Source organism: Thermostichus sp. OS-CIW-31 (assembly GCF_054060305.1).
This window is the reverse complement of sequence record NZ_JBSSDA010000007.1, coordinates 1-23,044: the sequence shown is the minus strand read 5'-3', so window position 1 is coordinate 23,044 and position 23,044 is coordinate 1. Positions and strand designations below refer to the sequence as shown.

Here is a 23,044-nt window from a genome sequence, read left to right as displayed (position 1 = left end):
GCCTCAGATCGAGTGCGACCGTGTTCCTCACCTTCTCAGCAGTATGGCTAGATCCTCAGCGTCGTGGCTCAGTCGGCTCTCCTTTTTGCGAGGGCTGATCTTCATCTTGGCCGTGGTGGTTGCCCTCGTTTACTTGGGCTTCAGCCGGGAGGTTCGCCTTGGCCTTGACCTCAAGGGAGGAACCCAGCTCACGCTACAAGCTGTGCCCACCGAGGAGGTGCCTGAAATCACCCCCGAAGTGATGCAGGGGGTAGAGGCCGTCATCCAGCAGCGGATCAACGGGCTGGGGGTGGCTGAGCCTCTGGTGCAGATCAGCGGCCAAGACCGCCTGTTCGTGCAGTTGCCGGGGGTGGCGGATCCGGATCGGGCCATTGCTCTCCTTGGAGATACAGCCCAACTGGAGTTTCGCAAGGGCTTGGTTCCCGTCGGCGCGCTGCCCCGCAACGAGCGGGGAGAGATAACAGCGGGGGAGGATCCGGATACTCTGTTTGAGCGGGTCGGCCTCACCGGGGATCTGCTGCGCAATGCCTATCCCCAAGCCCCTCGCCGCGGATCCCAGAGTTGGGAGGTGCTGCTGGAGTTCAAGCCGGAGGGGGCAGAAAAATTTACTCAGCTCACCCGAGATCTGGCCGGAACAGAACGTCCATTGGGCATTTTTCTGGACGACGTGTTGATCAGTGCCCCGATCGTGGGGCCGGAGTTTGCCCGCACCGGCATCACCGGCGGGACGGCGGTGATCACGGGCAATTTTACGGTGGAAACCGCCACTGACTTGGCGGTCAAGCTCAGGGCAGGAGCGCTGCCGGTTCCCATTCAGGTGATTGAAAATCGCACTGTCGGGGCCACTTTGGGGGAAGTGAGCGTGCGCCGCAGCCTCTATGCCGGGATCGGGGGCCTGGTGCTGGTTTTCCTCTTTATGGTGGCCTACTATCGCCTGCCAGGGCTGATTGCGGACATTGCTCTGCTTATCTACGCCCTCTGCACCTTTGCTCTGTTCCAACTGCTGGGGGTAACCATGACTCTGCCGGGGATCGCCGGCTTTATCCTCAGCATCGGCATGGCGGTGGATGCCAATGTGCTGATCTTCGAGCGCATCAAAGAAGAGTTGCGGGCCGGCAAATCCATCTACAAGTCCATTTCGGAAGGGTTTAACCGCGCCTTCAGCAGCATCCTGGACAGCAATGTGACTACCCTTTTGGTCTGTGGCGTGCTTTTCTGGCTAGGGATGGGACTGGTGAAAGGGTTTGCGGTAACCCTGGGCATTGGCATTCTGGTGAGCTTCTTTACGGCCATCACCTGCACCCGTAGCCTGCTCTTGGCGGCAATGGGGATCCCCAGCTTGCGCAAACCCCAGTTTTACGGCGTTCGGATGGAGACAGCTCAATCATGACGGCTCAAGAGCTATCCCCCGTAGATCCCGCCTCTCGGTTGCTCGACTATCGCTTCGACATTGTTGGACGGAGCAAGCTGTGGTTCAGCTTGTCCTTGGCGGTGCTGCTGGTGGGGCTGGTCAGCATGGCCTTTTCCCTGGCTTCTCTGGGAACTCCCCTGCGGCTGGGGTTGGATTTTTCCGGCGGCACCTTGCTGGATCTGAGCTTTGAGCGGCCTGTCACCACCGAGGAGCTGCGACGGGCGCTGCAGGAACACAACCTGGGCACCAGCATCATCCAGCTGGACACCCAAACGGGCCAGGAAGCCCTGATCCGCATGCCCCCTTTGTCGGAGACGGAGCGCTTGGCCGTGGAAGCCACCCTGCGGCAGGAGGTTGCCCCCTTCCAGCGCAATCTGGTCGAGACGGTTGGCCCGACGGTGGGGCGTTTGCTCTTGCGTTCCGGCATCGTGGCGGTGCTCATCTCTTTCGGGCTCATCGTGCTGTACCTGGCCCTGCGCTTTCAGTGGGATTACGCGGTGTTTGCCATTGTGGCGCTGCTGCACGATGTAGTGTTGACGATAGGGCTATTTGCCCTTTTGGGCCTGACGGTGGGTATGGAGGCGGACAGCCTGTTTGTGGTGGCGCTGCTGACCATCATCGGCTTTTCCGTCAACGACACCGTGGTCATTTACGACCGCATCCGCGAGAATCTGCGTCTGGTGAGCCGCAAGGTCAGCCTGGCCGAGGTGGTAAACCTATCTCTGAACCAGACCTTTGCCCGCTCCCTGAACACCACCCTGACGACGATGCTGCCCCTAGTTGCCATCGCCATTTTCGGGGGAGCTACCTTGAAGGGGTTTGCCATTGCCCTGCTCATTGGCTTTACTTTGGGGGTGTATTCCAGCATTTTTATCGCCAGCCCCCTGTTGGTGTGGTGGCGGCAGCAGCGCTATGGCAAAAGTAGCGAAGATGCCCGCGCAGGCAGGGATCCCGATTCACTTCCCTCTGAGGGCTAGGGCCCCGATATCGGAAAAATTGGGTCGATTGGGTGGGGATCTGTCGTTCGCGCTGAGACGGTGTCCTCTGGGTTCACCATTGCAGTCTTTGCCCATGGGAGATCAGGTAGCGCTGTAAATCGGCTATTTTGCCTTGCGGTACGATCTGAGCTGGGATCAGGCCGGGAGCTTGACTGCGCAGCCAAGCCACGGTCAGGCCTGCTGCCGAGCCGATGGTCCATTCACCGTAATGCACGCGGGTGGCGGCGTTGACAATGTGGCTGACGGCGATCCCTTTGCCGCCGATGAGCAGGTTATCCACCTTCTGCGGGATCAGGGCTTCCAAGGGAATGAGAATGGGACGGACGGAAAACTCGTTGACTGGCGCGGAGCTGGCCGAAAGAGAGGGCTCCCAGTTGCGGTAGCGACAGCCGTGGATATCGATGGCGTAGTGGGTAACTCCCACCACGGTGGGGCTGAAGTCCCGTCCCCCAGTGGTGCCGACGCGAATATCCTGCTCCAACATCAGGAACTCTGCTTGGCCGTAGGCAGCTCGCCCCAGGATGCGCCGACCTTCGCGGATGTAGGGGTAGAGGCTAAGGCCAGAGCGAGTGCCCAGCAAGGACTCTTCGGCAAACACCAAGGAGAGGGGATAGCCAGAGCGGGATTGAGTTTCCATCAGCCACTCGGCAAACAGCAGGGCGTGGTTTTCTCCATCTTTGATGGCCGAGACATCCAGGCCCCCCAGCCAGTTGTGGCGCTGCCCTGAGGCCACTAGCCGCTCTTCCGTCAGGATCAGGGGCGGGTTCATGATCCCCCAGTCGTTGCCGCGGTTCCAGTTCACCAGCGTCAGGTCGCCTGGAACAGGCGTGCTGTAGAAGGGATCCCGGCGGCCCTTGCTGACGATGCGGCGGTAATTGAAAAAGCTCTGGCCGCTGAAGGTGGGGAAACCCTCCATGTCGAACTCGCGGCGGTGTTCGGCGCGGGAATAGCCCGGCTGCAGCTGGACCAGCTCGGCGCGGGAGCGCCCGCCATCGTCGTGGATGGCCAGCACGAAGGGAAAGGTAAAGGCTTGAGTACACTCCGGGTTGCTGGCGGGGGCAGCATTGGGCTCGCCGGTCACATCGTGCCCTTCCGAACCCAGCCGATAGGGGATCCCGGCCCAGCCCACCAGCTCGCCGGTATCGGTGGCATCGATCACGAAGAATGGGCGGCCCGGCGGCGCTTGTAGACGCAGCACTCGCTTGGCGAACACCTCCGTCTCCTGCCAGCCATACCAGCTCACCAGCTCCCGCCACAGCCGTCCCGGCGGCACAAAGTTGGGATCCCGCGGCTGCCGCTGCACAGCATAAATGCTTTCAATCCGGGATCCATCGGCGCTGAAGGTGGCCCCCTTGAAAGCCGTTTGGGTAGCCCAGCGACTGTTGGGGGCATTTTGGGCTGCCTGTTGCAGCCAGGTTTCCACCGCCTGCAGCCCCGCCTGAGGCGGAAAACACAGCCCTCCCACCCAGCAACTGTTGATCTCGGCCACGCGGGTTCCCGGAGGGATCCCTGTCCAAGCAGGAAGATCCACCGGCTGGCTCTCAATGAGGGCTTTGAACCGTAGCCAGTGGCGGGAAAAATTGCCCCGTTGCCGCATTGGCAGCGATTCATCAATGGCCGATACCCCCTGGGAGGTGATCTGCCCCCCCAGCCAAGGGGTGAGCTCGATGAGACAGGTCTGCACCCCCCCTCGCATGGCGTGGCCCGCTGCCGCCACACCCCCCAAGGATCCCCCCACCACCACCAGCTCGCACTCCCAAATCTCGTCCGGCTGCGGCAAGGGATCCAACAAGGGCCAACCGTGGGCGGTAAAACGGGGCACCTCCGGCTCGGAGACGGCAACAGGGGATCCCACCTCTGGCTGGGAGAGGGCGGCAAACCCCATCCCGGCCACAAAGCTCAGCAGCGACAGGATTCCCAGCCCCACAGTTCGCTTGGGCTCAGATCCCCGGCACGCCGCAGCCGTCTTTTTGCCAGCCATGCTCACTCACACCCCCGGCCTTTCCCCGGCAGGAGAAATCCCCTTGAGAATAGCTGAGGAAACCGACATTGAGGCCAGCCAGGATCCACGCCACAGGGCATAATGGGCTAGCAACTTTTCAAGCAGGGATCCGATGGGACGGGCGAAGAAGGTGGTATTGGCCTATTCAGGCGGGGTGGATACTTCCGTCTGTATCCCCTACCTCATGCATGAGTGGGGGGTGGAATCGGTGGTCACCCTGGCGGTGGATCTGGGGCAAGGGGCGGAGCTGGAGGCCATTCAGGCCAAAGCCCTCAGGGCGGGGGCAGAGCAATCTCTGGTGCAGGAGGCTGTCCAGGCCCTCATTACCGACTATGCCTTCCCGGCCATCCAGGCCAACGCCCTCTACGAGCAGCGCTACCCCCTTTCCACGGCCCTGGCCCGACCCCTGATTGCCAAGCTGCTGGTGGAAGTGGCGGAAGAGGTGGGCGCCGATGCGGTGGCCCACGGCTGCACCGGCAAAGGCAACGACCAGGTGCGCTTTGATCTGGCTATTGCTGCTTTAAATCCCCAGCTCAAAGTGTTGGCCCCTGCCCGCGAGTGGGGGATGACCCGCGAGGAGACCATTGCCTATGGGGAGCGCTACGGGATCCCCATGCCCGTGCAGAAGTCCAGCCCCTACAGCATCGACCTCAACATTTTGGGCCGCAGCGCTGAAGCCGGCATCCTAGAAGATGCCGACCGGGAGCCGCCGGAGGAAGTGTATGCCCTCACCCGGCCTATTTCCCAGACACCCGACGAGCCCGCCTACGTGGAGATTGAGTTCGAGCAAGGGATCCCTGTCGGGGTGGATGGGCAGCGCCTCAGTCCCAAAGCCCTCTTCGAGCAGCTCAACTCCTTAGCTGGCCTGCATGGGGTGGGCCGCATCGACATGATTGAAAACCGCCTGGTGGGGATCAAGTCGCGGGAGATCTACGAGTGCCCCGCTTTAACCGTCTTGATCCAAGCCCACCGCGAGCTGGAAAGCCTCACCCTCACCCGCGATGTCATCCATTACAAGTACGGCATCGAGACCACCTACAGCCAGTTGATCTACAACGGCCTTTGGTACTCGCCGCTGCGGGAGGCTCTGGACGCCTTTATCCGCGCCACCCAGAAAAGCGTCACCGGTGTCGTGCGGATGCGGTTGCACAAGGGCCAGGCAGTCTGTGTGGGCCGTCGCTCTCCCTACTCTCTTTACAACCCAGAGCTGGCCACCTACGGGGAAGGGGATCAATTCGACCACCGCGCCGCCGAAGGCTTTATCTACATCTGGGGCCTGCCCACCCGTGTCTGGGCCCAGGTGCACCGGGGCTAGGCTGAAGTGGTGATCCCACTCTCATTCCATTGGATGGATCTCTGGACAACCTGTTGGAGTTACCCAAACGCGCCTCGGCGGAGACAATGAGAGGGGCAGCTATGCCTGAAGCCAACATCCTCATTGACTTCGCCAAGGTTGGGGGGCTGGAATCCTTGGCAAGACTGGCAACTCTGGAGGTGCTTGACGTGGTACTGGCAGAAGTCGATGACCTTTGCAAGTCCCAGGCTCTTGCTTTGGGCGTGCAGGTTGTCCAGGTGCAGGAAACGTGGCTTCCAGAGGCAATGGTTCTGAAGAAAAGTGGGTTGTCGATAGCTGACGCATTGTGTCTTCACTACTGCCGTACCAGCAGCTCTACGCTCCTCTCCAACGATGGCCGGTTGCGCAGAGCTTGCGCGGAGAGCGGCGTTGCCGTCCACGGCAGCCTTTGAGTAGTGTGTGAGCTCTATAACCAAAAGGTTTGTCTGCCGGAGGTACTGTGCAACTGGCTGGATCGCTGGGAGAAGGAGTTGAAAGCTCGCCTCCCTGCTGACGAGTTGGCCCAGGTGCGACAGGTTTTAGGATGTATCTCAGGTTCGTAGCGCCAGCACCCACCCTCAAGTCCCGGCAGTCCAGGTGTTGCCGTACTCGATCTGCTCGGGGGTGAGGCTGTCGATTTGGATCCCCATGGCCTTGAGCTTGAGGCGGGCGATGGCCTCGTCCACCTCGAGAGGAATGGGGTGAAGCCCTGGGGCCAAGCGGCCCCGGTTTTTCACCAGGTATTCGCAGGCCAGGGCCTGGTTGGCAAAGCTCATGTCCATGACGCTGGCGGGGTGCCCTTCGGCAGCAGCCAAGTTAATCAGGCGGCCTTCCCCCAGCACCACCACTGACTTGCCCGACTGCAGACGGTATTCTTCCACAAAAGGCCGCACCGTCTGTCGGGAGACCGACCGCTCCTGCAGCGCTACCAGGTCGATTTCAATGTCAAAGTGGCCGGCGTTGCAGACCATCGACCCATCCTTCATGCGGTCGAAGTGCTCGCCGCGAATGACGTGCTTGTTGCCGGTGACGGTGATGAAGATGTCCCCCAGAGCAGCGGCTTCTTCCATCGGCATCACCCGGAAGCCGTCCATCACCGCCTCCAGAGCCCGCACCGGGTTGACTTCCGTGACAATCACCTGGGATCCCATGCCACGGGCCCGCATGGCCACTCCCTTGGCGCACCAGCCGTAGCCAGCCACCACCACCGTCTTCCCGGCCAAAAGAATGTTGGTACAGCGCAGGATCCCGTCCAGGGTGGATTGGCCGGTGCCGTAGCGGTTGTCGAACAGGTGTTTGGTCTCGGCGTCGTTGACGGTCATCACCGGGAAGCTGAGCACCCCCGCCTTGAGCATGGCCCTAAGGCGCACCAGGCCAGTGGTGGTCTCTTCCGTGGTGCCGATGAGCTCCGACAGTTGCTCCTGACGGTGCTGCACCAGCTCCGCCGTCACATCTCCGCCATCGTCGATAATCAGGTTGGGGCGGTGATCTAGGGCAATCTGGACATGGCGGCGGTAGGTGGCCACATCTTCTCCTTTGAGGGCAAACACCGAAATGCCATGGTCCGCCACCAGGCTGGCGGCCACATCGTCTTGGGTGGAAAGGGGATTGCTGGCAATGAGAACGCTATCCGCCCCCCCTGCTTGTAGAGCCAGGGCCAGGTTGGCCGTTTCGGTCGTAATGTGGCAGCAGGCCACCAAGCGCAGCCCGGCAAAGGGCTTTTCTTGAGCAAAGCGCTCCCGGATCTGGGCCAGCACCGGCATCTCCCGCGCCGCCCACTGGATCCGTTGCTTGCCCAGGGGGGCGAGGTTCAGATCTTTCACTTCATGCTTCGGGACAGACAGGGTAGCGCTGGTCATCGAGTGTTGCTCCAAACAGGGTCATCGAGAGAGGATAGGGGAACGGAAACTGCAAGCCCCAAAGGGGGCCAGGCAGCCATAAAGATCAGCAAGGATGTCGATAAGCCTGAACTATTCTGCCACAAGGGATCCCCTTTCAGCGCTGGGGCTGGATGTAGGCAACCGCCGCATTGGCGTGGCCGGCTCCGACCGGCTGGGGCTGCTGGCTACTGGCCTGGGGGTGATCCAGCGCCGTTCCCTCTCAGAGGATATTGCCCAAGTGCAGGAGTGGATCCGCCGCCGCCAGGCCACCGTGGTGGTGGTGGGGATCCCCCTTCTGGCGGATGGGTCGGTGGGATCCCAGGCCCGCAAAGTCCAGCGGTTTGTGCGCGCTTTGCAGGTGGCCGTGGATCTTCCCGTTGTTACGGTCAACGAATACCTGAGCACCGTGCAGGCGGAGTGGGATCTGCGCGAGGCGGGGATCCCGGCCAAAGCCCAGAAGGGCTTCATCGATCAGCAGTCGGCGGCGGTGATTCTCCAAACTTGGCTGGACGAGCGACGGGCTGCCTTGTCGGAAGTGCCGGGCTGGCAGAGCTGGGACAACAAAGACTACGCTGGAGAAGTCTAGCCGGGAAAGTTCAAGTCAGTTCACATCAAAGGTGGGCTATCCCTCGTCGGCTTATCTGCACCAGCGGGGTGTGACTTTTAAGTCGGGGCCTTTCGCGCAGCTTTGATAACGTCACGTTAACCATCTGAGCATGAATCGCATTTGCATCCTTGGGGGCGGCTTTGGCGGGCTGTACACAGCTTTGGAACTGAGCCGGCAACCCTGGCCAGAACCACCCCAGATCACCTTGGTCGACCGGCAGGAGCGGTTTGTCTTTGCCCCCCTGCTTTACGAGCTGCTCACCGGAGAAATGGAAGACTGGGAGGTGGCCCCCCGTTTCCAAGATCTGCTGCCCCCAGAATCGGTGCAGTTTCGCCGGGGATCCGTCCGGGCTATCGACCCGCAAGCCCGCCGAGTGGAGCTGGAAGATGGGCAGAGCTTGGAGTATGACGCGCTGGTGCTGGCGCTGGGGGGAGAAACCCCTCTGGAGAGCGTTCCGGGAGCGGCGGAGTTTGCTTTTCCCTTTCGCACCCTGGCAGATGCCCAGCGGCTGCGCGCCCACCTGAAGGCGTTGGAAGAGCGGGATCCGGCTCAGCCTGTGGCTCTGGCCATTGCCGGGGCAGGGGCCAGTGGGGTGGAATTGGCCTGCAAATTGGCAGATCGGCTGGGTGAGCGGGGACGGATCCGCCTCATCGAGTTGGGATCCCAAATCTTGTCCGGCTTTGCTCCCTCCAGTCGGGAGGCAGCCCAAGAGGCACTGACCCAACGGCAGGTGCAGGTGGAGTTGCAAACCAAGGTCTTGGGCATCGAGGCCCTTGGCGAGAACGGCGCCCCGCCCTTCCGTCTGCAGCTCCAGCGACTGGAGACCCAGGAGACGGCCACGGATCTTGTGGATGCTGTGCTGTGGACTGTCGGAACCCGACCGGCAGCCGTGATTGCCAATTGGGATCTGCCCAAAACGGAGCGGGGACGGCTGCAGGTTTTGCCCACCCTGCAAACCCCCACCTTCCCAGAGATCTTCGCCTTGGGAGATGCAGCAGCAGTGGTGGATGCGGAAGGCCAGCCGGTGCCCTCCACGGCCCAAGCGGCTTTTCAACAGGCCGGTTATTGCGCCTGGAACCTCTGGGCTTTGCTCACCCAGGAGCGGCCTCTCTTGCCCTTTCGCTACTTTTCCTTGGGGGAAATGCTCAGCCTGGGGGTGGATACGGCGGTGCTTTCTGCCCTTGGCGGACTCACCCTGACCGGACCCCTGGGCTATTTGGCGCGGCGAACTGCCTATTTGGTTCGCCTCCCCACCCTGGAACACCAGATCAAGGTGGGATGGAATTGGATCACCCGTCCCCTGTGGCAAGGGCTGCTGGCCCGCTAGGATCCCCGCAACTGGCAAGAGCGCTCGTAGGCCGCTCGCACTGCCTGCATCAGGGCTCCCCGCACCCCCGCCTGCTCCAAGGCTTGGATCCCGGCAATGGTCGTCCCCCCTGGACTGGTGACCCGGTCTTTGAGAACGGCAGGGTGCAGATTTTCTTGCTGCAAGAGGGCAGCAGTACCCGCCAAGGTCTGCAGGGCCAACTGGGTAGCAATGGGACGCGGCAGCCCCACCTGTACCCCTCCGTCGATCAGCCCTTCCAGAATCACCGCCAGATACCCCGGCCCGGAACCCGAAAGTGCCGTCACCGCATCCATCTGGCTTTCGGCCACCGTCACCACCTCGCCCACCGCGCGAAACAGCTTCTCCACCTGCTCCACCTGCATAGGCGTCACCCCTGGCCCGTAGCTGATGGCCGTTATGCCCGCCCCCACCAGCGCCGGCGTGTTGGGCATCGTGCGCACCACCTTTTGTTTGGGAAAAGCCTGCTGCAACTGCTGCAAGGGGATCCCGGCCATAATCGAGATCACCAGCTCTGTGGCGGACAGCCGGCCCATCTCAGCCACCACTGTCGGGAAGAGCTGCGGTTTAACGGCCAGAAACAGAATCTCAGACTCTCCCGCCTGGGATGGATCCGCCAACAATCGGATACCCAGCTCCTGCTGCAGGGCCACAGCCTTATCCAGATCAGGCTCCCGCAAGGCCACCTGCGCTGCGGGATAAACTCCCACAGCTACCCAACGCCGCAGCAGGGCGGATCCCATGGCTCCACCCCCGATAACACTTAGCAGTGGCCGCTCCATAGCAACTAGTGCTGACCTACTGCCTGCAGATGCTCATAGGTGCTGGGCCAGAGGGGGGTAGGGCTTTGCAAAGGGCGCTGCAGCGGCTGCACCACTTGGCTACTGGGGGTGGAAACCATCACCGTGCTGGGGGTGAACAAAAAAATGTTCTCTCCGATGCGCTCTTGGTGGCCATCGATGGCGTAGGTGCCGCCGGCAACGAAATCCACAGAGCGCTGCGCCTCAGCGGGATCCATTAGGGTCAAGTTCATGATCACCGTCTTGCGCTCCCGTAGGTACTGGATAACCTGAGCCATCTCATCGAAGCTGCGCGGCTCCATCACCACCACTTCACTGGTGGGTGGGTTTACGCCCGGTAATCCAATCACGTTGCTCCCCATACTGCCCCCTGCTGAGCGATCCCGATGCTGACTGCGCCGATGGCCCCGCGACTCTTCTCGACCGGCAGAGCCCTCCCCCGCTTCCACTCCCCGTTGCCGCCGCCCTCGCGGAAGGGTACTCACTTCCTCCTCTTCGGGGGGAGCAGCCGGTTGGGAACGGCGTCCCTCGTAGAGCAGTTGGTAATCATCCTGCCCTTCCATTTCAGAGTACTCCTCCAGGCCGTCCACGGGATCATTCAGACCCACAAAATCTCTTACCCTGCTCCAGATTCCATTGACATTCATATGCACATCCTCACTACAGGTCATGGGTTTACGGCGAGCGTAGGATTCAGGCTCTTGATTGGATCCTGAGTGGCTCACTCAAGCTAGGGGGCGTCCTTTTATTCTCGGTCAAAGTCTTTCAATAGGCTGAGACAGGGTTTGCTCAGAAAGCTGCCGAAGCGAGTGGGGGCTAACGCAGGTTAACAAAACCCCATTGATTCGACGAGTAGAGTTTACCCAGAAGAAGTGAAGATGTCATCCCGCTTGCCAAGCCGTTGCTGGGCAGGAGCGAACTCTGCTCCTCGTCTGGATTGAGCACATATTAACGGAAGTAACGCAAATGATTGCAAATTTCCCCAATAGGGCAAATCCTGGGCGGGATCCCCCCACTTTTGATTATCCAAGCCGAACTCTCGCCCCGAAGGTACCCCGCAGGGCGACTCCGGAGTTCGCGGCTTTACACAAAATTTAATCACAATTTAACGGCTTCACAGAGGTCACATCTATTCCTGCTCGGCGTCGGCAAACAAAGCGCGCCCCAGTCGGATCAAGTTAGAGCCTGCTGCCACCGCCAGGAGGTAATCGTCGGACATGCCCATGGAGAGGGTGTGCACCTGCAGATGTTCATAGCCACTGCGCTGGATGTAATCGGCCAGTTCGGCCAGCTTGCGAAACAGCTCTAGGGCCGCCTCTGAGCTCAAGCCCAAAGGCAAAATGGTCATCAGGCCCACAATTTGCACCTGCAGCAGTTGGTTCAGTTCGGGGAGGCTCTGCAACAGATCGGGGATGGGCCAGCCGAACTTATTGGGATCCGGAGCCAATTTAACCTGCAGGCAAAGCTTGGGGGTGAGGTGCAGCTCCCAAGCCTTTTGGTTGATCAGCTTGGCCAGGCGCAAGCTATCGACGCTGTCGATCCAGGCAAATTGCTTGAGGGCCGGTTTGACTTTGTTGGTCTGCAGATGCCCGATCAAGTGCCAGACGATATCGGTCAGATCTTGCAGTTGCCCTTGTTTGACGGCGGCCTCTTGCACTCGACTCTCCCCAAAGTGGCGGATCCCAGCCCGATAGGCGGCGCGGATGTGGTCGGCACTGTAGCCTTTGCTCACTGCCATGATCTCCACATGGTCTGGGATCTGGGCTCGGATGGCCTGAATGCGGCTGTGGATGAGCTGCTCGTCAAGGGGCATCGTCAGGTCAGCAGGCCGGGGATCTCTATCCCCATTCTCGTTCCAATTGGCAACAATGCTCTGGGATAGATTTTTGCAGAACCCAGAGCCAACGGGCTGTCCGCTACCGCTGCCAGGGATCCGGTCGGGAGATGATCACGCGGGTGCCGGGCGCCAGTTTGCGCGCGTAGTCCAACTGCACCACTTCTGGGTTTTGCTTCAGGGCTTCCCCCTGGAGGCGAATGGCTTGGGCTTCTCCTTCTGCCAGGATCACCAATCGTTGTTTTTCCAGCTCTGCTTTTTCCACGAGGAAGCGTTCCCGCTCTTTCTCTTGCTCGGCAATTTGCTTTTGCTCGATGGCCGTTTGGAATTGGTCGGAGAAGCGGACATTGCGCAGCAGCACGTTTTGCAAGATCAGGTCATTCTCAGCAAAAATGCTGGAGAGCTGCCGCTCCACATTTTCCTGGATCTGCTCGCGTTCTTCCGAGAAAACGGCGATGGCGCGGTGCAAAGCCAGTTCATTGCGCACCACCGTCCGCACCTCTGGGCGAATCACTTTGTCCACGTAGGAAGGGCCAATGGTCTGGTGCAGGTGGGCCACTTGGTCGGGATCCAAGCGAAAGCGCACCGAGACATCGAGGGAGATCTGCTGGCCGTCGGCGCTGAGCACTTTCAACGCATCATCCCCCTGGTTTTCGGAGCGTTGGGAGGCCATGGTGTAGGTTTGGGTGCGCACGTCGTAGAAGATAGGCGTTTCCACCAGCGGCAGCAGGAGGTGCAGCCCTTCTCCCAGCGGCTGCGGCTTCAGCCCCGTCAGGGAGTTGAACACCACGGCCCGTGTGCCGGCAGGCACCACCACCAAGCACTGCAGCAAGGTGGCCAAGAGGATCAGCAGCAATGCCCCACCCGCCAAGGGAATCCAGGACAAAGCGGGAAGTTCAAAAGCAGGACGACGGGGGTGGGCCGATTTCACAGGTGTGTTACCCAAAAACCTAAAGAACTCGAACAGGTGCCCCGGGGATGGCCGGCCAAGCTCTTCTTGAGCTTAACCCAAGGCCGCAGCCAAGATCTGGTAGGCCAGTTTGGCGACGGTGAAGGCACTGCGGCGATCGGTTTCCCGTTCTCCCGTGACCGACAGCTCGACCACATCGGCGCCGATGATTTGCCGTTGCTGTCCTAGCGCCCGGATCAGCTCCACCGTCTCCCACCAGCCCAAGCCGCCAGGTTCGGGGGTACCGGTGGCCGGCACCACAGCGGGATCCAGCCCATCCACATCCACCGTCAGGTAAACCTGGGGGCCCAAGGTGGCAATCACCTCTGGGATCCACTCCTGGGCTGGCTTGGTGTGCAAGCTGTGGGCAAAAAAGGTGTGCAGACGGCGCTCGCGAATGGTCTGGCGGTCTTCGGCGCAGATGGAGCGGATCCCCACTTGGGTGAGGCGGCTGCCCACTTGCTCCACCACGCGGGCCATGGCAGAAGCATGGGAATAGCGGGATCCCTCGTAGCTATCTCTCAGGTCGCAGTGGGCATCGATTTGCAGGACGTGCAGCTCCGGATAATGGGCCAGGTGGGCAGCAATCAGGGGCCCGCTGATGGAGTGCTCCCCACCAATGGAAAGCAGGAACCGCCCCGGTCTCACCCACTCGGCAGCGCGACGCTGGATTTCGGCCATAGCCAGCTCCTGGGCGGAAGATCCCAGACCTTCCAACTCCACCGGGGGGGCCGTCCAGTAGCGGGAGATCTCTTCCGAGAAGTCGGGGTGAAGAGCTGGCTGGCGATCCCGTACCTCGTCGTAGATCTCCACATAGGCAGAAGCCTGCAACAGCGCCTGAGGGCCTTTGGCGGTGCCTTTGCCATAGGAGGTGGTGGCCTCGTAGGGGACGGGCAGGAGAATTGCTTGGGCCATCTCCGGATCCGGCTCAGGCAGGCCCAGGAAGGGGAAGGGAGAGCGATACATGATGGCTTGCAAGAAGGGATCCCTATTCTATTGAATCTATTGAAGAATTGTGGTGAGCCAAAAGGACTGGGATGATGGGGTAAAGAGGGACCCTTGTGGGATTGAGGCAAACCCTCTAGACTGAGCAAAGGCTTCCCCAAGCCCAGTTTTAGCAGCCATTTGTTTTCACTCCTCTTAGACTGCCTTTCCACAAGCTGACGAGCCTATGACCACTGCCTCTCACGCTGCTCTTTTCGACGCTCTGGCCCAACGTCGGGCCCTCAAGATCATCAGCGGTCTACAAAACTTCGACCTGCAGTCGGTTCTGAGCATCACCCGCGCCGCCCAACAGGGAGGGGCCACTTGGGTGGATATCGCTGCCAGCCCCGAATTGGTGCAGCGGGTACGCGCCCAGATCGATCTGCCCATCTGTGTGTCGGCGGTGGAGCCGCAGCAGTTGGCCGCAGCCGTACAGGCAGGAGCAGACATGGCCGAGATCGGCAATTACGACAGCTTCTACCCTTCAGGCCGCATCTTCTCCGCAGCGGAAGTCCTAGACCTTACCCGCCGAACCCGCTCTCTTCTGCCCCGCACGCTCTTGTCGGTAACCGTTCCCCACACTCTGCCTCTGAATCAACAGGCAGAATTGGCCGAGAAACTGGAGGATCTGGGAGCCGATCTCATCCAAACCGAGGGCAGCACCAGTGCCGAGCCGGTTCACGGGGGATCCCTGGGCCTGATCGAGAAGGCTGCCCCCACCCTGGCCGCCGCCTATGAAATTAGCCGTGTCGTCTCGGTACCGGTTATCTGCGCTTCCGGCCTCTCGACGGTAACAGTGCGCTTGGCCATTGCTGCCGGCGCTTCAGGTGTAGGGGTGGGCAAAGCTGTCAGCCGGCTCCAGGATGAAGTGGCCATGGTGGCTCAAGTGCGGGCATTGGTGGAGGCCCTGGGGGGATCTCGGATCCCTGCCCTTGTCTAGGTCGATGTCTGACCGGTAAAAGTTGACCCTCTTGCGCCAGCGTGCGCTGGTGCATTTTTTTTAGATTTTCTTCGACAAGCAGGGAATAAGTAGGTAAGTAGGGCAGCTGAGGGTTGAGATCAGCCGCTAGAAGTTTTGCTGCTCACCAAATTTTCGGGCTAGAGGCCCGCACCATAGCCGCAGGCTTGGTGTCGAGAGGAAAGCCCTCCTCCATATAGGTTTGCTGGTCAAAAGTCTGGATAAACTACAATAAGCCCATGAGCCAGACTATATCCGTACGTTGCAAGCTGATAGTCCCACAAGAGTTGCGTCAAGAAATTGACCGCACTTTGCAGGGCTTTGCGAATGCTTGCAACCAGATCCTCGACACCGCCAAACAAAAGAACTGCTGGAACACCGTCAAGCTGCATCACCTGGTCTATCGACCGGTGAAGGAGGCAACGGGGCTAAAAGCCAACCACGTCTGTCAGGCGCTCCGTCGGGTGATTAGCAATGCCAAGGCGGTGAAGCAAGTCCACAAGTTCCGCCCCACCAGTCTGACTTTGGACGCTCGTACTTTTAAGTACCGAGAGTCCGACCAAGCCGTGGGCGTGACCCTGATGAGCGGACGGGTTTGGCTCAAGCTCAAGATTGGCGGTTATCAAATCGCTTTGCTGCGGGGGCAAACGCCCACCAGCGCTACTCTGTCCAAGACCAAGCAAGGGGACTACTACATCAACATTGCTGTTGAGCTGGATACTCCCCCGACTGGCAGAACTCCAAAGGTAATCGGAGTTGACTTGGGCAGGCGGGATATTGCCACCGCTAGCAACGGACGTTCTTGGAGTGGAGAACACATCCAGGCCGTCCGTGACCGGTTCAGCCGTGTACGCGCCAAGGTTCAATCCAAACGCACTCGCAGCTCTAGGAGGCTGCTGAGAAGGCTCTCTGGGAGAGAACGGCGCTACCAGACATGGCTGAACCATAACATCAGCAAAACCTTGGTCAGGGATGCCCAGGCTATTGGTGCGGCACTGGCTTTTGAAGACTTGACAGGCATCAGAGATTGCCTGAATCAGAAGTCTCGAAGTAAGGCTGAGCGGCGCAGGACTAACAACTGGGCGTTCTACCAGCTCAGGATGTTTGTGGCCTACAAGGCTGCCATTGCTGGAGTGCCTGTGGTGCTGGTGCCGCCTGCCTACACCAGTCAGACCTGCCACAAGTGCCTGCACATCCACCCTGAGCAGGGCAAGTCCTACCGCAGTGGCAAGTCGTTCAAGTGTGGACACTGCGGGTGGGAAGGGGATGCTGACCATAACGCTGCTCAAGTAATCTCTCTCCTTGGGGCGACTGTAAACTCGCCTGAAATTCGGAAACTTAGCTGTCCTCTGGGGCCGCTAGGGATTGGGATAAAGCCCGCACCCTGCGCATAGCGCGGGTGTCGGGTAGTTTACAAGTGCTTCACTTTGCTTCCGCGTAGAGGTGGCATACCCGGCAATATCCAATTTGCGGCGGTTGCTACACTTGTCGTCCTTGCCTTCCCAGACCAATTCCGTCCGCAGCCGTCGCCCCAGTCATGTTCTGCAAAGATTCCAAGTCCTGAGCCGCATTGGGCAGACATGGTTGACAATGCGAGGGATCCCTTTTTGAACTGTCCATGAGCTGGCAACGCCCAGATAATCGCACCGCTGCTCAATTGCGCCCGGTTTCTTTTGAGCGCCACTTTACCCGCTATGCCCCTGGCTCGGTGTTGGTCAAGTTCGGCCATACCCATGTCCTTTGCACCGCCAGTGTGGCCGAAGAAGTTCCCCCTTTTCTGCAGAACACCGGCCAAGGCTGGCTGACGGCTGAGTACCGCATGTTGCCCGGAGCCACGCAACAACGACAGCCGCGGGAAATGTTGAAACTATCGGGCCGTACTGCCGAGATTCAACGGCTCATCGGGCGCAGTCTGCGCGCCGCCTTGGATTTTCGCAAGCTGGGATCCCGTACCATCACCGTCGATGCCGATGTGCTGCAGGCCGATGGCGGAACGCGCACCGCCGCGATCACAGGGGGCTATGTGGCTCTGCACGACGCCATCACTTGGCTGTACAAACAGGGGGCGCTGGATCCGGCCCAGGGATCCCCGCTGCGGCAGCAGGTGGCGGCCCTTTCAGTAGGAATTGTGCAGGGAGAGGTACTTGTGGATCTGTGCTATGAGGAAGACAGCCAAGCCGAGGTGGACATGAACATTGTTATGAACGAGCAGGGATCCTTCATCGAGATCCAGGGCACTGCCGAAGCCGCCTGCTTCAGTCGCCCGCAACTGCTACAAATGTTGGAGATGGCCCAAGCCGGGATCCAAGAATTGCTACAAGCCCAACGGCAGGCTCTCAATTTAGAAAGATAGAGCCATAGCCGGACCCTAGCCTTGCAATGGTAATCCTTCAAGGCACTGCATATGGGATTGCATGGGTGTATATCCTGGTTGGCAAAGCGGTATTCCCTTGCTGTAAAGGAATGGCCGGGAAAGCTAAGATCAGCCAGTTGTTAAAATAAGTGAGCTCTCTGAAGCTGATACATTTACGCTGAACACTGCTGAACATCACTGTTCAACTATGCAGCGATAGCATTCTGTTTGTTTCCAAACAGAATGGCGGTATCCCGCAAAGCTTTGAGTAGAATACCCAAAGCGCAGTTTCCGTGTCGTCTTACTACCAATTTTCTGCTTTGCTTTGGCTACCATGTTGGCAGACTCGAAAGTAAACAGAAAGATCAACTGGTAGTAATCCGTACTGAACATATTATACATTATTTTCAGTATGGTTGAGCTTATTATTGACTAGAGTCATGCTCTCCTTTCGACGGTTTGAGCGTGTGGCTGAGGTGAATCGCTGCTCATTTGGCCTGAAGAAGTTGGCCCGGAGAACGCTGCATGTCCCGTTTTGTGTTCGGCTCGGAGGAACTTGCGCCACTGCTCAGGCAGCAAGGTTGGCGGTTTACCACTGGATATCTGCACATTCACCTCAAGGGACTGGATCCCTCTGAGGGTGCGGAACCCTGGGTGTTGACCTACTACCACGGCAGGCTGCTTTTTTCTGCCGATCAACCCCTCAACACGCAAATCCTGCTGAAACGACTCTCCCGCTTTATTCCTCGCCTCAACTTGGAATGGCCACAGCGGGCCATCTCGGTGGTGCAAGAGCGCTTGATGAAAGACCATTCCTTACCTGAGCTGCTGGAGGCTATCACGCAATTGGGCCTGCTCAAGCCGGGGGAGCTGGAAGATGCCCTGTGGCTCAACCTGCTTACCGATTTCGACCGCTACCTATTCGAACGGGCAGGCACCTGTTACTTTGAGGTGCAGGAGCAGGTCGCCCAAGAGGCCCCCATTGGCGGGTTTGAGTTGGAGCCGCTGCTGCAAGAAGCCGCCCGGCGCCACGATCGCTGGGCAGATTTGAAGGTGGCGATCCCAACCCTGTTGGCGGTGCCGGTGGTCAATTGGGAACGGGTCAACCGCTACCGCATCACCGATGAGCAACGACAGAAGCTCCACACCCTCACCAAAGATGGCCAGTCGCTGGAAGCAATCGCCAAGAAGCTGTGCCGGGATCGGCTGGAGGTGGCCAATCTCTTTGCCTCCTGGGCGAAAAAAGGTTTGGTCAGCCTACAAACACCCCAAGAGCTGCTGCAGACCAAGCGCCACAACCCGATAACCATCTTGGCGGTGGACGACAGCGTGGTGATGCAGGAAATCCTACGGCAGTATTTGCCCAACTATCAGGTGATTACAACAGGCAACCCCGCCGAGGTGCTTCCTTTGTTGTTTCAGCATCGGCCCCACCTGTTGTTGATGGATATCGCCATGCCGGGGATCGATGGTCTAGAGCTTTGCCGCATTGTGCGCAGCTTAGAAGAGTTTAAGTCCCTTCCCATCCTGATGGTTACCGCTCGCGATGGTCTGCTGGCCCGCATCCGCGGCAAATGGTCGGGGGCAACCGCCTACTTGACCAAGCCCTTCAACGAAAGCCAGCTTAATGCAGAGGTGAAGCGGCTTCTGGCCCAACAGCCGCCTGCCCACAGACAAAATCCTCTGTCGGTTCAGGGAGGCAGAACAGGTCATCCTGCCCTGTTTCAGGGATCCCCCCGTTCCCTCGAGGATCAGGCCAAGGCGTAGTGTCCTTCTGAGTTGATCCCCGTCGCCATTGGCTTTCCTGTCAAAATCAACAAAGGTTTTATGTTAGATAAGAAGTCAACTCAAGAGACCATAACTTGTCTGAGCTGACTGCTAATGTCAATGGATTGATAGCTCATTAGGACATGCCCAAAAGAGAAAAATAGGTTGCCGGGGATTTCAGAAACAAGAGACGAAGTAAGCATCCCATACACTGAAAACTTATCCGATCAACCTTCCTCATTGTCATCACGACCGGCTACTTCAATCTCTCTCAGGAACTGGCTTTTCCCCGCTGGCATTAGAGGTCGTTTAAGCCTTAGAGAAGCCTCACAAGGCTTCTGGCAAAAGAGTCCATACTAAGGGTACCGACAAACAAGCCCCGAAGACACGAAAAAAGATCGAACAGGGTTCAGCAGGCACTTCTGAAGGCAAACCAGAAATATTAAACGCTGTCGTGGATCCCGGCAAGATCAATGAGAGGGAGAAATCAAGCAGAAATTGCTCAGGATCCATGGACAGGGATCCCAAGAATACGTAAAATCGAGTAAAGAATGTAAAGAAAACGCCACACTTCTCCAATTGGTCCCGATCCCCAAGGAGCATTATGCTGCGACTGGAACACATTAGCAAAATCTATCCCACTGGTGAGGTGCTCAAGGATGTGAACTGGGAAGTTAAGCCTGGGGATCGCGTCGGCCTAGTGGGAGTAAACGGGGCCGGAAAGACCACCCAGCTCAAGATTATCTGCGGGCAAGAAGAACCGACCAGCGGCGAGGTGATCCGCCCCGCCAACCTGCGCATCGCCTATCTCACCCAAGAATTTGGAGTGGATCCCGCCCGAACGGTGCGAGAAGAGTTCTGGACAGTCTTTCAAGAGGAAAACCGCATTCACCAAGAAATTGCCCAAATCACCCAACAGATGGAGCAGGCGGACGCGGACACGTTGGAAACCCTTTTGCGCCGTCTAGATCGTCTACAGCGCCAATTTGAGAGTTTACATGGCTATGAACTGGAGGCGCGTATTGAGAAAATCCTGCCGGAAATGGGGTTTGAGCCGGAGGACGGGGATCGGTTGGTGAGCGCCTTCAGCGGCGGCTGGCAGATGCGCATCAGCCTGGGGAAAATCCTGCTGCAAAAACCCGATTTGATGTTGCTAGACGAGCCGACCAACCACCTAGACTTGGAGACCATTGAGTGGCTGGAAAACTACCTCAAGAGCTTGACGATCCCCATGGTGATTGTTTCTCATGATCGAGAGTTTTTGGATCGGCTTTGCACCCAAATTGTGGAGACGGAGCGAGGAGTTTCTACGACATACTTGGGTAACTATTCTCAATACCTACTCCAAAAAGCTGAACGGCGAGAGGCACAACAAGCTGCCTACGAACGTCAGCAAAAGGAAATTGAAAGGCAACAAACCTTCATCGATCGCTTCCGGGCCAGTGCCACCCGCAGCACTCAGGCCAAAAGCCGCGAAAAACAACTGGAAAAGATCGAGCGGGTCGAAGCGCCCATTGGCGACGTGCGTACCCTCAAGTTTCGCTTTCCCCCTGCTCCCCGCAGTGGTCGCGAGGTGGTGAAGATCGAGAATTTGACGCACATTTATGGAGATAAGATTTTGTTTTTGGGTGCGGAGCTGTTGATCGAGCGTGGGGATCGCGTCGCCTTTCTGGGGCCCAATGGGGCAGGAAAATCCACCCTGCTGCGTCTTATCACCGGCCTAGAGCAACCTACCGAGGGATCTGTGAAATTGGGAGCACACAATGTGATCCCTGCCTACTTCGAGCAAAATCAAGCAGAGGCTTTGGATCTGAGCAAAACCGTCTTGGACACCATCCATGACGAAGTGCCCGACTGGAAAAACGAAGAAGTGCGCACGCTGTTGGGTCGCTTTTTGTTCAGCGGCGACGCCGTTTTTAAGAAAGTAGCGGCTTTGAGCGGGGGAGAAAAAGCCCGCTTGGCGTTGGCGAAAATGCTACTTCAGCCGGCCAACCTACTGATTTTGGATGAGCCCACCAACCACTTAGATATCCCGGCCAAAGAGATGCTGGAAGAAGCTTTACAGCATTACGATGGCACGGTGATCCTTGTTTCTCACGACCGCTACTTTATCTCAAAAGTGGCCAACAAGATTGTAGAGATTCGCAACGGAGAGTTGGTCGCCTACCAGGGCAACTATCACTACTATCTAGAAAAGATCGCTGAAGAGAAAGAGAAAGCCCGACAAGAGCGAATCGCTGCCGAAAAACGAGCCAAAGAGCGAGAAAAACAGAAAGCCAAAAAGGCAGCCGGCAAAACCTAAGGAGCCAAAGCAATGTTTACGGGTCTGGTTCGAAGTTTGGGCACAGCCCAGTTGATCAATTCTTCACAGCTACGGGTTACCTGTCCCCGGTTGCAACCTCAGTTGGCCTATGGAGATAGCGTGGCGGTGGACGGCCTTTGCCTGACGGTGGTGGAGATTCTGCCCGATGGATTTTTGGCCGATGTTTCGCCGGAAACCCTGCGGCGCTCGACTTGGGGCCAGGGATCCCTCGGCCCGCGCACAGTCAACCTGGAACCGGCGCTGCGGGTAGGAGACAAGTTAGGGGGGCATTTTGTCAGCGGCCATATCGATGGGGTGGGGCAACTGTGGGATCAAGCCGCCACTGGCAACGCCTGGGAGCTGAGCTTCAAGGTTCCTGAAGAGATCGGGCGTTACATCGTACCCAAGGGCAGCGTGGCGGTGAATGGGGTGAGCTTGACCATTGCTGAGGTGCGCCAAGGGGGCTGCTGGTTCAAGGTGGCTGTGATCCCCCAAACCTACCGCGAGACCAACCTTTCTCAGCTCCAAGTTGGGGATCCCGTCAACATAGAGGCGGATATTTTGGGCAAGTATGTGGAAAAATTGCTGGGCTTGCTGCCCCCCGAGAGCAGCGTTTCTCTGGAGTTTCTGGCCGAGCATGGCTATATCTAGGTACCTTTCCCATGATCCACCCCGAGGAAGTTGAGCGCCTGCGCGGCGTAAATGTTTATCTCATTGGGATGATGGGCAGCGGCAAATCCACCGTGGGATCGGAGCTGGCAGCCCAGTTGCGCTTTCAATTTTTCGACACCGATGGTCTGGTGGAGCAGGTGGGGGGTTCTTCCATCGCTCAGATCTTCGCCGAGCATGGGGAAGCCTACTTCCGGGATCTGGAGACGCAGGTGTTGGCCCAGTTGAGCAGCTACACCCGGCTGGTGATCGCCACAGGCGGCGGCATTGTGTTGCGCCCCAAAAATTGGAGCTACTTGCACCATGGCCTCACTGTTTGGCTGGATGTGGCCCCCGAGCTGATTTGGCAGCGGCTCAGACGGGATCCCGGCCAACGCCCCCTGCTGCAAACCCCCGACCCCCAAGCTGCCCTGTACAAGCTGATGCAAGAGCGAGAGCCGTTCTACGCCCAAGCCGATGTGCGGGTGCCCATCCGGTCAGAAACTAGCCCGCCCCAGTTGGTTGAACAGATCTGGCAAGCCATTCGCGCCCGCCTGCGAGACGGGATCCCCTCCTAGCCACCTCGCGCCCAACACAAAAAGGGATCCCATGAGGGATCCCTGAACTCTTTAGTTTTTGATTTTTGATTACTCAAGATTCGCCGGGAGCGGATCCCTAACGCAGCCAGGGTAGCTTCCTTTAGAGCGCATTGCCGCGGGGGAGGACTTCTTCAGGGAACTCAAAGCGCTCATGGGGCTGGTCCTGCGGCGCCATCCACGCCCGAATCCCCTCGTTCAGCAAAATGTTCTTCGTGTAAAACGTCTCAAACTCAGGGTCTTCCGCTGCCCGCACCTCCTGACTGATAAAGTCATA

At 58.8% G+C, this 23,044-nt stretch carries 20 protein-coding genes and 1 pseudogene; 13 read left to right on the top strand and 8 right to left on the bottom strand.

Features of this window, described 5'->3' with window-relative positions; genetic code table 11:
- The first annotated feature begins 43 nt into the window (after window positions 1–43).
- Window positions 44–1,390, top strand: a complete 1,347-nt coding sequence (gene secD, locus ACVWY9_RS05755) for a protein translocase subunit SecD (RefSeq protein WP_457387758.1) — start codon at window positions 44–46, stop codon at window positions 1,388–1,390.
- Window positions 1,387–2,388, top strand: coding sequence for a protein translocase subunit SecF (gene secF / locus ACVWY9_RS05750; protein WP_414357750.1), 1,002 nt, complete (start codon window positions 1,387–1,389; stop codon window positions 2,386–2,388). Before secD ends, secF begins: the two co-directional genes overlap by 4 nt.
- A gap of 73 nt (window positions 2,389–2,461) precedes the next feature.
- On the opposite strand, the gene ACVWY9_RS05745 is transcribed toward secF, so the two are convergent.
- Window positions 2,462–4,294 (bottom strand): FAD-dependent oxidoreductase, encoded by a 1,833-nt coding sequence (locus tag ACVWY9_RS05745; RefSeq protein ID WP_457387800.1) that lies wholly within the window; start codon window positions 4,292–4,294, stop codon window positions 2,462–2,464.
- Window positions 4,295–4,523: 229 nt separating this feature from the next.
- Between ACVWY9_RS05745 and ACVWY9_RS05740 the strand changes: the two genes are divergently transcribed.
- Window positions 4,524–5,726 carry an argininosuccinate synthase gene (locus ACVWY9_RS05740; RefSeq protein ID WP_457387757.1) on the top strand — a complete coding sequence of 401 codons (1,203 nt, stop codon included), beginning with the start codon at window positions 4,524–4,526 and terminating at the stop codon, window positions 5,724–5,726.
- 101 nt (window positions 5,727–5,827) lie between these two features.
- Window positions 5,828–6,157, top strand: a complete 330-nt coding sequence (locus ACVWY9_RS05735) for a hypothetical protein (RefSeq protein ID WP_457387756.1) — start codon at window positions 5,828–5,830, stop codon at window positions 6,155–6,157.
- Window positions 6,158–6,322: 165 nt separating this feature from the next.
- On the opposite strand, the gene ahcY is transcribed toward ACVWY9_RS05735, so the two are convergent.
- Window positions 6,323–7,603: an adenosylhomocysteinase gene (ahcY, locus tag ACVWY9_RS05730; RefSeq protein ID WP_457387755.1), complete on the bottom strand. Its 1,281-nt coding sequence runs from the start codon at window positions 7,601–7,603 to the stop codon at window positions 6,323–6,325.
- 94 nt (window positions 7,604–7,697) lie between these two features.
- On the opposite strand from ahcY, the gene ruvX reads away from it, so the two are divergent.
- A complete protein-coding gene (ruvX, locus tag ACVWY9_RS05725; RefSeq protein ID WP_457387754.1) occupies window positions 7,698–8,210 on the top strand; it encodes a Holliday junction resolvase RuvX in 513 nt (170 codons plus the stop codon).
- A 130-nt stretch (window positions 8,211–8,340) separates the two neighbouring features.
- The gene (locus ACVWY9_RS05720; RefSeq protein ID WP_457387753.1) at window positions 8,341–9,558 is read left to right on the top strand and encodes an NAD(P)/FAD-dependent oxidoreductase; all 1,218 of its coding nucleotides are present in this window, start codon (window positions 8,341–8,343) and stop codon (window positions 9,556–9,558) included.
- Here ACVWY9_RS05720 and proC read toward each other — a convergent pair.
- The 5 genes from proC to speB form a co-directional block, all read right to left on the bottom strand.
- Window positions 9,555–10,358 carry a pyrroline-5-carboxylate reductase gene (gene proC / locus ACVWY9_RS05715; protein ID WP_457387752.1) on the bottom strand — a complete coding sequence of 268 codons (804 nt, stop codon included), beginning with the start codon at window positions 10,356–10,358 and terminating at the stop codon, window positions 9,555–9,557. The two genes, ACVWY9_RS05720 and proC, sit on opposite strands and share 4 nt — an antisense overlap.
- 5 nt (window positions 10,359–10,363) lie before the next feature.
- Complete coding sequence (locus tag ACVWY9_RS05710; protein WP_011433347.1) at window positions 10,364–10,939, bottom strand: cell division protein SepF; 576 nt, start codon at window positions 10,937–10,939, stop codon at window positions 10,364–10,366.
- Between the two features lie 566 nt (window positions 10,940–11,505).
- Window positions 11,506–12,189 (bottom strand): YggS family pyridoxal phosphate-dependent enzyme, encoded by a 684-nt coding sequence (locus ACVWY9_RS05705; protein WP_457385506.1) that lies wholly within the window; start codon window positions 12,187–12,189, stop codon window positions 11,506–11,508.
- A gap of 103 nt (window positions 12,190–12,292) precedes the next feature.
- Window positions 12,293–13,141 carry a prohibitin family protein gene (locus ACVWY9_RS05700; RefSeq protein ID WP_457387751.1) on the bottom strand — a complete coding sequence of 283 codons (849 nt, stop codon included), beginning with the start codon at window positions 13,139–13,141 and terminating at the stop codon, window positions 12,293–12,295.
- 72 nt (window positions 13,142–13,213) lie between these two features.
- Window positions 13,214–14,137: an agmatinase gene (gene speB / locus ACVWY9_RS05695; RefSeq protein WP_414413650.1), complete on the bottom strand. Its 924-nt coding sequence runs from the start codon at window positions 14,135–14,137 to the stop codon at window positions 13,214–13,216.
- Window positions 14,138–14,330: 193 nt separating this feature from the next.
- On the opposite strand from speB, the gene ACVWY9_RS05690 reads away from it, so the two are divergent.
- The 7 genes from ACVWY9_RS05690 to ACVWY9_RS05660 all read left to right on the top strand — a co-directional run bounded on the left by ACVWY9_RS05690 (window position 14,331) and on the right by ACVWY9_RS05660 (window position 22,749).
- Entirely contained in the window at window positions 14,331–15,083 is a 753-nt protein-coding gene (locus tag ACVWY9_RS05690; RefSeq protein WP_011433343.1) for a DUF561 domain-containing protein, read from the top strand.
- A gap of 257 nt (window positions 15,084–15,340) precedes the next feature.
- A complete protein-coding gene (locus ACVWY9_RS05685; RefSeq protein WP_457387750.1) occupies window positions 15,341–16,495 on the top strand; it encodes an RNA-guided endonuclease InsQ/TnpB family protein in 1,155 nt (384 codons plus the stop codon).
- Window positions 16,496–16,719: 224 nt separating this feature from the next.
- The gene (gene rph, locus ACVWY9_RS05680; RefSeq protein WP_011433341.1) at window positions 16,720–17,454 is read left to right on the top strand and encodes a ribonuclease PH; all 735 of its coding nucleotides are present in this window, start codon (window positions 16,720–16,722) and stop codon (window positions 17,452–17,454) included.
- A 525-nt stretch (window positions 17,455–17,979) separates the two neighbouring features.
- Window positions 17,980–19,221 (top strand): response regulator, encoded by a 1,242-nt coding sequence (locus tag ACVWY9_RS05675; RefSeq protein ID WP_011433340.1) that lies wholly within the window; start codon window positions 17,980–17,982, stop codon window positions 19,219–19,221.
- Window positions 19,222–19,825: 604 nt separating this feature from the next.
- Window positions 19,826–21,523, top strand: a complete 1,698-nt coding sequence (locus ACVWY9_RS05670; protein WP_414332172.1) for an ABC transporter ATP-binding protein — start codon at window positions 19,826–19,828, stop codon at window positions 21,521–21,523.
- Window positions 21,524–21,535: 12 nt separating this feature from the next.
- Entirely contained in the window at window positions 21,536–22,174 is a 639-nt protein-coding gene (locus tag ACVWY9_RS05665) for a riboflavin synthase (RefSeq protein ID WP_414332173.1), read from the top strand.
- An 11-nt stretch (window positions 22,175–22,185) separates the two neighbouring features.
- Window positions 22,186–22,749, top strand: a complete 564-nt coding sequence (locus ACVWY9_RS05660; RefSeq protein WP_457387749.1) for a shikimate kinase — start codon at window positions 22,186–22,188, stop codon at window positions 22,747–22,749.
- Between the two features lie 121 nt (window positions 22,750–22,870).
- Here ACVWY9_RS05660 and ACVWY9_RS05655 read toward each other — a convergent pair.
- Window positions 22,871–23,044, bottom strand: a pseudogene (locus ACVWY9_RS05655) (photosystem II D2 protein (photosystem q(a) protein)); the annotation flags it as partial.